This is a genomic window from Enterococcus lemanii, from assembly GCF_016909125.1.
GTDB classification, from domain to species: Bacteria; Bacillota; Bacilli; order Lactobacillales; family Enterococcaceae; genus Enterococcus_I; species Enterococcus_I lemanii.
In genome coordinates, this window is record NZ_JAFBFD010000033.1 from 1 (window position 1) to 12,423 (window position 12,423).

General features: G+C 36.4%; 12 protein-coding genes. 11 read left to right on the plus strand and 1 reads right to left on the minus strand.

Features of this window, described 5'->3' with window-relative positions; genetic code table 11:
• The first annotated feature begins 127 nt into the window (after positions 1–127).
• The 8 genes from JOD14_RS09695 (at position 128) to JOD14_RS09730 (ending at position 10,116) form a co-directional block, all read left to right on the plus strand.
• Positions 128–766, plus strand: coding sequence for a DUF6037 family protein (locus JOD14_RS09695; protein WP_000248477.1), 639 nt, complete (start codon positions 128–130; stop codon positions 764–766).
• A gap of 71 nt (positions 767–837) precedes the next feature.
• On the plus strand, positions 838–1,233 hold the full coding sequence (locus JOD14_RS09700) for a conjugal transfer protein (RefSeq protein WP_000723887.1): 396 nt from the start codon (positions 838–840) through the stop codon (positions 1,231–1,233).
• Positions 1,217–3,670 carry a conjugal transfer ATPase TcpF gene (gene tcpF, locus JOD14_RS09705; RefSeq protein WP_000331165.1) on the plus strand — a complete coding sequence of 818 codons (2,454 nt, stop codon included), beginning with the start codon at positions 1,217–1,219 and terminating at the stop codon, positions 3,668–3,670. Before JOD14_RS09700 ends, tcpF begins: the two co-directional genes overlap by 17 nt.
• On the plus strand, positions 3,667–5,694 hold the full coding sequence (locus JOD14_RS09710; RefSeq protein ID WP_000192392.1) for a CD3337/EF1877 family mobilome membrane protein: 2,028 nt from the start codon (positions 3,667–3,669) through the stop codon (positions 5,692–5,694). Before tcpF ends, JOD14_RS09710 begins: the two co-directional genes overlap by 4 nt.
• The gene (locus JOD14_RS09715) at positions 5,691–6,713 is read left to right on the plus strand and encodes a bifunctional lytic transglycosylase/C40 family peptidase (RefSeq protein ID WP_000768372.1); all 1,023 of its coding nucleotides are present in this window, start codon (positions 5,691–5,693) and stop codon (positions 6,711–6,713) included. Before JOD14_RS09710 ends, JOD14_RS09715 begins: the two co-directional genes overlap by 4 nt.
• A gap of 16 nt (positions 6,714–6,729) precedes the next feature.
• Positions 6,730–7,659, plus strand: coding sequence for a conjugal transfer protein (locus JOD14_RS09720; protein ID WP_000584386.1), 930 nt, complete (start codon positions 6,730–6,732; stop codon positions 7,657–7,659).
• 251 nt (positions 7,660–7,910) lie between these two features.
• Positions 7,911–9,830, plus strand: a complete 1,920-nt coding sequence (tet(M), locus tag JOD14_RS09725) for a tetracycline resistance ribosomal protection protein Tet(M) (RefSeq protein ID WP_000691737.1) — start codon at positions 7,911–7,913, stop codon at positions 9,828–9,830.
• 118 nt (positions 9,831–9,948) lie between these two features.
• Entirely contained in the window at positions 9,949–10,116 is a 168-nt protein-coding gene (locus JOD14_RS09730) for a cysteine-rich KTR domain-containing protein (RefSeq protein ID WP_001803271.1), read from the plus strand.
• Positions 10,117–10,173: 57 nt separating this feature from the next.
• Here the strand turns inward: JOD14_RS09730 and JOD14_RS09735 are convergent, their stop codons facing one another.
• Positions 10,174–10,527, minus strand: a complete 354-nt coding sequence (locus tag JOD14_RS09735; RefSeq protein ID WP_001227350.1) for a helix-turn-helix domain-containing protein — start codon at positions 10,525–10,527, stop codon at positions 10,174–10,176.
• A 529-nt stretch (positions 10,528–11,056) separates the two neighbouring features.
• On the opposite strand from JOD14_RS09735, the gene JOD14_RS09745 reads away from it, so the two are divergent.
• The 3 genes from JOD14_RS09745 (at position 11,057) to JOD14_RS09755 (ending at position 12,404) form a co-directional block, all read left to right on the plus strand.
• Positions 11,057–11,479 (plus strand): RNA polymerase sigma factor, encoded by a 423-nt coding sequence (locus JOD14_RS09745; RefSeq protein WP_000804879.1) that lies wholly within the window; start codon positions 11,057–11,059, stop codon positions 11,477–11,479.
• Positions 11,476–11,706: a helix-turn-helix domain-containing protein gene (locus JOD14_RS09750; protein WP_000845143.1), complete on the plus strand. Its 231-nt coding sequence runs from the start codon at positions 11,476–11,478 to the stop codon at positions 11,704–11,706. Before JOD14_RS09745 ends, JOD14_RS09750 begins: the two co-directional genes overlap by 4 nt.
• Before the next feature lie 497 nt (positions 11,707–12,203).
• A complete protein-coding gene (locus tag JOD14_RS09755; protein WP_000633907.1) occupies positions 12,204–12,404 on the plus strand; it encodes a DUF3173 family protein in 201 nt (66 codons plus the stop codon).
• Positions 12,405–12,423 lie beyond the last annotated feature (19 nt).

Genomic DNA, 12,423 nt, shown 5'->3' on the forward strand with positions numbered 1-12,423 from the left:
ATTTTACCAATTTGGAGAAGTTTATGCTATTTTTATTGTCCGGAACTCAGTTATATCAGGGGTTTAGCCGGGTTTTGGATGTTTCAAGTTTTAGTAAATTAATAAATAGCACGGAGAGGTATAAATTATGGTAAATGTATTTGAAAATCTTAAACTATTAAAACTAGACATGAAAGATAAAGGCTGGGTGATAGATTCCTTTTACTTTCGTTACAAACAGCAAAATTATATTGTACTTGTTAAGCTATTTGAAAAAGAGGAAAAAGTTCCAGAATATGCTCTGTTAAAACTAGAATTTTTAAAGGAAAACGATTTTTCAGATATGCTAGCTGTCTATGCTAATTCGGTAAAATTATATACAGACACGAAAACAATAAGAGAATATTTTGGTATCGAATACAGTAGTAACTTGGGAGATGTTTTATTTCAATTTAGCCAAACTCTTGCTCGATTTATTCCGACAGAAGTTAGTGAGAAGAAAAATGAAGACCAAAAAGAAGCCATGTGTTTCTCATTAAGTCAAAGTGATTCAGAAGATCCCAGAAAAAAATATTGTTTTTCAGTTAGAAGAAATCCTTTAAAGGGAAATGGTGAGCTGGGAAAACGAAGTCCTTTTAATGACAATAAAACGAGATTGTATAGACCCAGCTTATATGAACGATTAGGGTCAGATACCAATTTAAGTTTCAGATATTCAATGAATCCAGATGATGAAGAAACTGATGAAGGTATTATTGCAAAATGGACAAAAAATAAAATTGAATAGTTAAAGCATTGAAAGAGCAATCACCTATTTTGATTGTTCTTTTTCTATTTTTACGGAAAGGACGTGAAGACATGAAAAAAATAAGAAGTTACACCAGTATTTGGTCAGTAGAAAAAGTGATTTATGCGATTAATGATTTACAACTCCCTTTCCCAATTACCTTTACGCAAATGACATGGTTTATCGTTTCTTTGTTTGTCGTCATACTCTTTGGCAGTTTACCACCACTTTCTCTGATTGACGGAGCACTACTCAAATACTTAGGGATTCCCATTGTTCTCACTGGGTTCATGTGCCAAAAGACCTTTGACGGAAAGAAACCCTATGGATTTCTAAAGTCTATCATTACCTATGCTCTACGCCCTAAAGTAACCTACGCTGGCAAACAAATACGATTAAAAAAAGAAACAATGAATGAATCGATTACGATTGTAAGGAGTGAACAACTAGATGGCATATCCGATTAAATATATGGAAGATAATCTCGTATTTAATCATGATGGCGAAGTATTCGCTTATTATGAATTAATTCCCTATAATTACAGTTTTTTAAGTTCCGATGAAAAAATTCAAGTTCATGATAATTTCTGTCAATTGATTGCCCAAAATCGTGATGGCAAGATTCATGCTCTGCAACTAGCAACCGAATCAAGTATTCGAGCCACACAGGAACAATCGAAAAAAGAAATCACTGGACGATTAAAAGAGATAGCTTACGAAAAAATAGATGAACAGACCGAAGCGTTAATTTCTATGATTGGTGACAATCAAGTAGACTATCGCTTTTTTATTGGTTTTAAACTCTACCTCAATGAACAGGAAGTATCCGTAAAAAATGTTGGGAAAGAAATTCAAAAAGCATTTGCGGAATTCTTTCATGGTGTGAATCACAAATTAATGGGCGATTTTGTTTCTATGCCTATGGCGGAAATCGAACGCTTTTCTAAGATGGAACAGTTGTTAGAAAGTAAATTATCCAGACGCTTTCAGATTCGTAAATTGGAGAAAGATGATTTTGGTTATATTATTGAACATCTTTACGGGCAAACAGGTGTCCCTTTTGATGACTACGACTACCATTTACCGAAAAGATACGAAGATAAAAAAGTGTTGGTAAAGAAATACGATATTCTCAAACCCACTCGCTGTTTAATCGAAGAAAATCAACGCTATTTACGGATTGAACAGGAAGATACCACTACTTATGTGGCGTATTTTACAATTAATAGTATTGTTGGTGAATTGGATTTCCCTAATAGTGAAATTTTTTATTACCAGCAACAGCAGTTTACTTTCCCCGTTGATACCAGTATGAATGTTGAAATTGTCGCCAATAAAAAAGCCTTATCTACCGTTCGCAATAAAAAGAAAGAACTGAAAGATTTAGATAGCCACGCATGGGAAAGCGACAACGAAACCAGTACTAATGTGGTGGACGCTTTAGAATCTGTCGATGAATTAGAAAGTAATTTAGACCAAACCAAAGAATCTATGTACAAACTAAGCTATGTGGTACGGGTATCGGCAAAGAATTTGGACGAGCTGAAACAACGTTGTGATGAAGTAAAAGATTTTTATGATGATCTGTCTATCAAATTAGTACGACCTTTTGGCGATATGCTAGGCTTGCATAATGAATTTATTCCCTCAAGCAAGCGATATATCAATGACTATATTCAATATGTCACGTCGGATTTTTTGGCTGGTCTTGGTTTCGGTGCTACACAAATGATTGGTGAAAATTCTGGTATTTACGTCGGTTACAATCTCGATACAGGCAGAAATATTTATCTCCAACCTAGCCTTGCAAGTCAAGGAATTAAAGGCTCTGTAACAAATGCATTAGCGTCCGCTTTTATTGGTTCATTAGGTGGCGGAAAATCATTCTCTAACAATATGCTGGTCTATTATTCAGTACTCTTTGGCGGACAGGCAACCATTGTTGACCCAAAAGCTGAACGTGGTGAATGGAAAGAAACCTTACCTGATATTGCCCATGAAATCAATATTGTTAATCTCACGAGTGAGAACGACAATAAAGGGTTACTTGACCCTTATGTGATTTTAAAACTCCCGAAAGATTCAGAAAGCCTTGCCATTGATATTCTCACGTTCTTAACAGGTATTTCCAGCCGAGATAGCGAGAAGTTTCCTGTCCTGCGTAAAGCTATTCGGAGTGTAACTCAAAGCAAACAACGAGGGTTGTTATTGGTGATTGATGAATTGCGAAAAGAAGATACGCCCATCAGCAATAGTATTGCTGACCATATCGAAAGCTTTGTCGATTATGATTTTGCCCATCTGTTATTCAGTGATGGCAGTGTCACCCAATCCATTAGCTTGGAAAAACAACTCAATATTATTCAAGTGGCAGATTTGGTCTTACCCGATTCCAATAGCTCTTTTGAAGAATACACTACCATGGAATTATTAAGTGTGGCAATGCTGATTGTCATTAGTACCTTTGCTTTAGACTTTATCCACTCTGACCGTTCCATTTTTAAAATTGTTGACCTTGATGAGGCTTGGAGTTTTTTACAAGTGGCACAAGGAAAAGCTCTATCTATGCGATTGGTTCGAGCAGGACGTGCCATGAATGCAGGGGTCTATTTCGTTACTCAAAACGCGGACGATTTACTAGATGAAAAGATGAAGAATAATATTGGCTTGAAATTTGCCTTTCGTTCCACTGACCTAGTGGAAATCAAAAAGACCTTAGAATTTTTTGGTGTGGACAAGGAAGATGAAAACAATCAGAAACGCTTACGTGAATTAGAAAATGGACAATGTTTAGTTTCAGACATCTATGGTCGTGTAGGGGTTATGCAGTTTCACCCGATTTTTGAAGAGTTGCTTCATGCCTTTGATACCAGACCGCCTGTGCGAAATGAGGTGGAAGAATGACACAAAAACAAAAGAAATTTCTTCACTATAGTTGGATAACGCTCCTTTGTGTGGGCGTTATTTTACTTTTATTAGGCACGCTGGGCAATGCAGTACAAGCGACAGGCTTAGTTGATGAAACCATTGATACAAGCAATGAATACTCCAAGTATGGTTTGAATCAATATCAGCTTGATTATTATGTGGACAATAGCTGGGGCTGGCTTCCATGGAATTGGAGTGATGGCATAGGACAATCGGTGATGTATGGATTGTATGCCATTACTAATTTTATTTGGACAATTTCTCTTTATCTATCGAACGCCACAGGTTATTTGGTGAAAGAAGCCTATGCCTTAGATTTCATTAGTCAAACATCCCAAGCAATTGGCGAAAACATGCAGACGATTGCAGGCATTACACCGAATGGCTTTTCCAGTTCAGGGTTTTATGTCGGTTTCCTCCTTCTTTTTATTCTCATTGTTGGAATCTATGTTGCCTATACAGGATTGGTTAAGCGAGAAACGACGAAAGTGATACGAGCTGTTTTAAACTTTGTCGTGGTGTTTATTCTATCGGCTTCCTTTATTGCGTATGCACCCGATTATATTGCGAAAATCAATGATTTTTCCAAAGATGTCAGTACCGCCAGTCTGAATATTGGGACAAAAATTGTTCTTCCTAACACGGATAGTCAAGGGAAAGACAGTGTGGACATGATACGTGACAGCTTATTCTCTGTTCAAGTAAAGCAACCATGGCTATTGCTTCAATATGGCTCCACTGATGTAGAAGCGTTAGGGGAAGAACGTGTGGAAAGTTTATTGTCTACCAGTCCAGATACAAACAATGGTGAAGATAGAGAAAATGTAGTGATTGAAGAAATTGAAGATCATGACAATACCTATTTAACCCTACCGAAGACGATTTCCAGATTAGGAACAGTCTTCTTTTTGTTTGTATTCAATATTGGTATCTCGATTTTTGTTTTCCTTCTAACAGGAATCATGATTTTTTCGCAAGTGCTATTTATTATTTTCGCTATGTTTTTGCCAATCAGTTTCCTATTAAGTATGTTGCCGAGTTTTGATGGCATGGGCAGGCATGCCATTACCAAGTTATTTAATGTGATTATGACAAGGGCTGGTATTACCTTGATTATTACCGTTGCCTTTAGTATTTCCACTATGCTTTATTCGCTGTCAGCAAGTTCTCCCTTTTTCATGATTATGTTTTTACAAATTGTGACCTTTGCAGGGATTTATTTTAAACTGGGCGATTTAATGAGCCTATTCTCTTTACAAAGCAACGACTCTCAAAACATGGGCAGACAAGTGTTTCGCAGACCTCGTCAAATGATGAATCGACAAACCAGAAGATTTCAACGCAGTATGAGTAAGATTTTTCGTGGAAAAGCAGGGTCAACGAAGCAAAAGACAATGACAACAAAGCAGAATCAAACCAATAAAGCTAACCATACTCGTCAAAATGAACGGACTACACCAAAGAAAGAAACAGCACTTTCCAATGTGAAAAAGCAACAAGGCGGTATCGGGCAACGATTAGGTGAAAAGACAGCCCATGTATTGGACACGAAAAATCGTCTAGTCAATAAAAGAAAGCAGGCAAAACAACAGATACAGGCGACACCAACCCATGTCAAATATGCCCTTCATCAAGGAAAAGAGAATGTCACTCATAATGTAACAGACTTTAAACAATCTATGGCAGATACCAAAGCTCAACGCAAACAACAGCGTATGAACCAGCAGGAGCAAAAACGAAAGAACATTGCTCAAAAGCGTTTGGAGCTGGATAAAGCAAAAGAAAAAAGACGAAAAGAAAACCCATCATCTCCTGTTCAGAATAACCAGCAGCATGTTCGCAAGCGTCAGCAAACCGTCACGCCTGTTTTGTCACAAAACACTAAACGTGAAAATCATCAGCGACCATTGAAAAAAGAGCAAAAACAAAAGACACCACCGAAGCAATTCAATCAGAGGAAGCTAAATAAAAGAACGGATAAGCGAGGACAACAAACATGAAGCTAAAAATAACAGTGATTTGTAGTGTGGTCTTCTCTCTCTTCTTTTTTCTCTTATTATTCCTAGTCATTTTCTTTGCAGATGATACGGACAGTGGCGAAAACAACAAGGATTCTTCTATTCCAGAAGGCGGTGTGACCGTTTCACCAGAAGTGTTGGCACACCGTCCGTTGATTGAAAAATATGGTAAGGAATATGGGATTGAAGACTATGTTTCTTATATCTTAGCCATTATGCAAGTGGAATCGGGCGGTACAGCAGAAGATGTTATGCAAAGTTCCGAATCTTTGGGTTTACCGCCCAACAGTTTGAGTACCGAAGAGTCCATCAAACAAGGGGTTAAATATTTCAGTGAATTATTAACCAGTGCAGAACAACAAGGAGTGGATATAGATTCTGTTATCCAATCTTATAATTATGGCGGTGGCTTTTTAAATTATGTGAGGAGTCATGGGAAAAAATATACCTATGAATTAGCCGAACAGTTTTCTAAAGAGAAGTCGGGTGGTCAAAAAGCAGACTATCCCAATCCCATAGCCATACCTGTGAATGGTGGTTGGCGATATAACTATGGAAATCAGTTTTATGTTCAGTTGGTTTCACAATACCTAACCGACACTTCCCCAACAGAATTTGATGATGAAACCGTGCAAGTCATTATGGACGAAGCCTTGAAATACGAAGGGTTTCCCTATGTCTTTGGAGGGGCGTCGCCTACCACCTCTTTTGATTGTAGTGGCTTAATACAATGGGTGTATGACAAAGCTGGCATTTCTCTCCCTCGTGTCGCCCAAGATCAGTATGACGCTACGCAAGAAATCTCTATGGAAGAAGCCCAAGCAGGCGACCTTATCTTCTTTCATTCAACCTATAATGCAGGCACATATGTGACTCATGTGGCGATATATTTAGAGGGAAATCGCTTTTATCATGCAGGCGACCCAATCGGTTATGGCGACTTAAGCAGTCGTTATTGGCAAGACCATCTGATTGGGGCTAGACGTGTTATTCATAACTAAGAAAGGAATGAATCAAATGATTATAAAAATCGAGCGAAAAGAAAAGAAGGAGAAACCAAAGAAATCTAAAAAACCGAGCAAGCAAAGAAAAGTTCCGATGATTAAAGTTGGCACGCATAAGAAATTAACCTTTGTTTTATGGGTTTTATTGATTGGTAGTGTCGGATTTGGAATCTATAAAAATTTTACTGCCATTGACACTCATACTGTCCGTGAAACAGAAATCATTAAACAGCAGATTGTCGATACCAACCAAGTAGAAAGTTTTGTGAAATCCTTTGCGAAAGACTACTTTTCGTGGCAACAATCCCAAGAAGCCATTGATAAACGAAATGAGAAATTGACCCATTATTTGACGGAAGAATTGCAGGTATTAAATGAAGAAATGATTCGTAAGGATATTCCTACTAGTTCTAGTGTGAACGATATACAGGTGTGGCAGGTTTCTCAAGTGAATGAGAACACCTTTGAGGTACTGTTTTCTGTTGAACAAGTTATTACCGAAGACAAAGACAAGGAAACTATATCGTCTAGCTTTCATGTGGTTGTCCATATAGATGAATCAGATAATATGGTTATTATCAAAAATCCGACAATGAGTAAGAAACCTCAAAAATCGGACTACCAACCCAAACAGCTAGAAAGTGACCATACAGTAGATACAGAAACGATGGACGAAATCATTAGCTTTTTAGAAACGTTCTTCCAGCTCTATCCTACCGCCACAGAAAAAGAATTGACTTACTATGTAAGTAATCATGTGTTACCTATGATTAACAAGGAATATGTTTTCGAGGAATTGGTGAATCCTATCTTTACCAGAAAAGATAACCAAGTAATCGTGAATGTCGCTGTGAAATATTTAGATCAAGAAACAAAGGCAACCCAAATCTCGCAATTTGAGTTGATATTAGAAAAACAAGATAATTGGAAGATTGTAAAATAACAAATATTGGTACATGATTACAGATACTTTGTAATCATGTACTCTTTTTGATAAAAAATTGGAGATTCCTTTACAAATATGCTCTTACGTACTATTATTTAAGTGACTATTTAAAAGGAGTTAATAAATATGCGGCAAGGTATTCTTAAATAAACTGTCAATTTGATAGCGGGAACAAATAATTAGATGTCCTTTTTTAGGAGGGCTTAGTTTTTTATGCCCTTTTGGGTTTTTGAATGGAGGAAAATCACATGAAAATTATTAATATTGGAGTTTTAGCTCATGTTGATGCAGGAAAAACTACCTTAACAGAAAGCTTATTATATAACAGTGGAGCGATTACAGAATTAGGAAGCGTGGACAAAGGTACAACGAGGACGGATAATACGCTTTTAGAACGTCAGAGAGGAATTACAATTCAGACAGGAATAACCTCTTTTCAGTGGGAAAATACGAAGGTGAACATCATAGACACGCCAGGACATATGGATTTCTTAGCAGAAGTATATCGTTCATTATCAGTTTTAGATGGGGCAATTCTACTGATTTCTGCAAAAGATGGCGTACAAGCACAAACTCGTATATTATTTCATGCACTTAGGAAAATGGGGATTCCCACAATCTTTTTTATCAATAAGATTGACCAAAATGGAATTGATTTATCAACGGTTTATCAGGATATTAAAGAGAAACTTTCTGCCGAAATTGTAATCAAACAGAAGGTAGAACTGTATCCTAATATGTGTGTGACGAACTTTACCGAATCTGAACAATGGGATACGGTAATAGAGGGAAACGATGACCTTTTAGAGAAATATATGTCCGGTAAATCATTAGAAGCATTGGAACTCGAACAAGAGGAAAGCATAAGATTTCAGAATTGTTCTCTGTTCCCTCTTTATCATGGAAGTGCAAAAAGTAATATAGGGATTGATAACCTTATAGAAGTTATTACTAATAAATTTTATTCATCAACACATCGAGGTCCGTCTGAACTTTGCGGAAATGTTTTCAAAATTGAATATACAAAAAAAAGACAACGTCTTGCATATATACGCCTTTATAGTGGAGTACTACATTTACGAGATTCGGTTAGAGTATCAGAAAAAGAAAAAATAAAAGTTACAGAAATGTATACTTCAATAAATGGTGAATTATGTAAGATTGATAGAGCTTATTCTGGAGAAATTGTTATTTTGCAAAATGAGTTTTTGAAGTTAAATAGTGTTCTTGGAGATACAAAACTATTGCCACAGAGAAAAAAGATTGAAAATCCGCACCCTCTACTACAAACAACTGTTGAACCGAGTAAACCTGAACAGAGAGAAATGTTGCTTGATGCCCTTTTGGAAATCTCAGATAGTGATCCGCTTCTACGATATTACGTGGATTCTACGACACATGAAATTATACTTTCTTTCTTAGGGAAAGTACAAATGGAAGTGATTAGTGCACTGTTGCAAGAAAAGTATCATGTGGAGATAGAACTAAAAGAGCCTACAGTCATTTATATGGAGAGACCGTTAAAAAATGCAGAATATACCATTCACATCGAAGTGCCGCCAAATCCTTTCTGGGCTTCCATTGGTTTATCTGTATCACCGCTTCCGTTGGGAAGTGGAATGCAGTATGAGAGCTCGGTTTCTCTTGGATACTTAAATCAATCATTTCAAAATGCAGTTATGGAAGGGATACGCTATGGTTGCGAACAAGGATTATATGGTTGGAATGTGACGGATTGTAAAATCTGTTTTAAGTACGGTTTATACTATAGCCCTGTTAGTACTCCAGCAGATTTTCGGATGCTTACTCCTATTGTACTGGAGCAAGCCTTTAGAAAAGCTGGAACAGAATTGTTAGAGCCATATCTTAGTTTTAAAGTTTATGCACCACAGGAATATCTTTCACGGGCATATAACGATGCTCCCAAATATTGTGCAAATATCGTAAATACTCAACTGAAAAATAATGAGGTCATTATTATTGGAGAAATTCCTGCTCGATGTATTCAAGATTATCGCAATGATTTAACTTTTTTTACAAATGGGCTTAGTGTTTGTTTAGCAGAGCTAAAAGGATATCAGGTTACCACTGGCGAACCTGTTTGCCAGACCCGTCGTCTAAATAGTCGGATAGATAAAGTAAGATATATGTTCAATAAAATAACTTAGTGCGTTTTATGTTGTTATATAAATATGGTTTCTTATTAAATAAGATGAAATATTCTTTAATATAGATTTGAATTAAAGTGGAAAGGAGGAGATTGTTATTATAAACTACAAGTGGATATTGTGTCCTATTTGTGGAAATAAAACAAGACTACGAATACGAGTGGATACTATACTTAAAAATTTCCCTTTATACTGCCCCAAATGTAAGAACGAAACTTTAATTAATGTTCAAAAAATGAATATAATAACAATCAAAGAGCCAGACGCCAAGACGCAGAGCCGATAATTTGAGAAATGAAACTCTCATCTTATCGGCTCTTTTTGTTTATCTGAATTTTACTGACTAGCCTTCAATATTTCTTGCTTCATTGATACCTTTTGCTAGTGCTTCCATTAAGGATAGTTCTTTGTCTGTAAAGCTATCCATGTATTTTTCTACCTGTAACCTTCGAGTGCTTTTAATCAAATTATCTGTAGGTAAGAAAAATTCATCAATAGATACATGGAGTAATGATACAAGATCATACAGCACTTGTGTACTTGGGTGTTGTCCTTTGTTTTCTATATTTGTTAAATAACGTGGGTCAATTTCAATCATTGTTCCCACTTGTTCACGAGTGAGACCCCGTTTCATTCGAGCCTCTTTAATCGCTAAACCAACGGCTCTAAAATCGTATTTATCTTCTTTTTTACGCATACTAAATCACCTCTATACATTTTACTGTTCCTATATAACCATAAACAGGTATAGAAAAACATGTTATATAGTTTATGAGTTCCTATAGAACACTGTGGAATTTATTAATGCGATGAATCCAATTTCAAATAGAAAGGTCGCTGATTTTATTTACCTATACAACTTTATAAAATTTAGTCATACTCCTAGAAAGTAGATAAAATTGGCGACTTAATGGAGGGAAAAGTCGCCATGAGAAAGATAATCTGTCATCTAGTTCTCTTAATTAAGTTCTTATCAAAAAACTTATCCACCTGTACTGGATAGATATGACCATCAATGTGGTTTTGCAGATTACATAGATAGAAAAATCAAAGCATATGAACAGAGAAAACAATCTGTTTATGTGCTTTTTTGGTCACTTAATAAATATCTTTTAGGATTTCTCTTCATTTATGCAACAAATCCCCCTTTCGTGTCGGGGCTTAGTATGAAGGGAGATAAAGAAGCACATGCCACTCCCTTTCACGACAGAAAGGGGGTGAAAAGCATGAAACCATCTTCTTTTCAAGAAACCATAGAAAATCAGTTTGACTATATCTGCAAACAAGTTATTGAAGATGAACGAAAAGATTACTTCAAACATCTAGACAGACTATCAGCAAAAGAAGTCTCGTTTTCTGATATAGATAACTACCTTGTCAACTCTTTTTCTACTGTTGATACGTACGTCACTGATTTCCAACTATTTAAATTATTTGGATTAAGAATCAATGTTGAAAGTGATTTATTAAGTGAAGCCCTGCGTCATCTTTCAGAGAAAAAACGGAACATTATTTTACTTCATTACTTTATGGATATGAGTGATGTGGAGATTGCGGAGTTACTAAATTTGAATCGTTCGACTGTTTATCGTCATCGAATAAGTGGACTAGCCATGATTAAAGAATTCATGAAGGAGTGTAAAGAATGAAAACAGCCTATCCAAGGGTCCCCTTCCCCCTCATTGTAAAGGCGACAGATGGCGACGTGGAAGCAATTAATCAGATTGTTAAACATTATCGAGGGTATACCTCAAAACGTTCATTACGTCGCATGACAGACGAATATGGAAATTCTCATATGGTTATTGATGAAACCCTACGTGGCAGAATGGAAACGAAACTCATCTCTAAGATTTTATCGTTCGAAATTAAATAGTCCCATTTTTTCGTGGAAGCGTGTCGAATCGTATCCACGCTTCCCGATTTGGGAGGTTTGTTATTCCATCAAAGCATATTGTGTGTTCAGTAGGTTTTGATAGGCTAACAAGCCAAACGTTCTTTGACAACCAAATAAAGGCAATCGAATACGTTTCGGTAAGAAAAGAGCTGATGAACTAACACGCCATGACCTACAAAATTAGTGAGCGATTCATGTTAGTAATTCGAAAGTAATCTTTAGCAGGATTGCTGCCATGACTTTCTTATCGTGATAATGATACTCCCGTATAGCCATAGTCCGAGCGTTAGAAGCGTCACAGGCAATGGGTACGGCTACATGAGAACCATGCAGAAGTGAAATTCCTGTGAGCTTTGCTAGAGCTGTTCGATTGCTAAGATATTCTTCTCTTGTCAGTGTATTATTATAAAACTATTTGATATAATTATAGGTGAATATTGGAGTTTTCCTAGCCTATAATTGGGAAAGGAGTAATAATGATAACGGTCACAAAAAAGGATTTAGTTGAGCTAGGATATGGAACTTCTTTTTCAGCAGACATCATAAAAAAAGCAAAAGAATTGATGATTACAAAAGGGCATATCTACTATCAATCTCGAAAGCTAGATAGAGTCCCTCGTGAAGCTGTTGAAGAAATTCTAGGAATTCGGTTTTCAAATGAAAACAGGTCTGAGTAGTTTTTGCACAGTAAGGAGT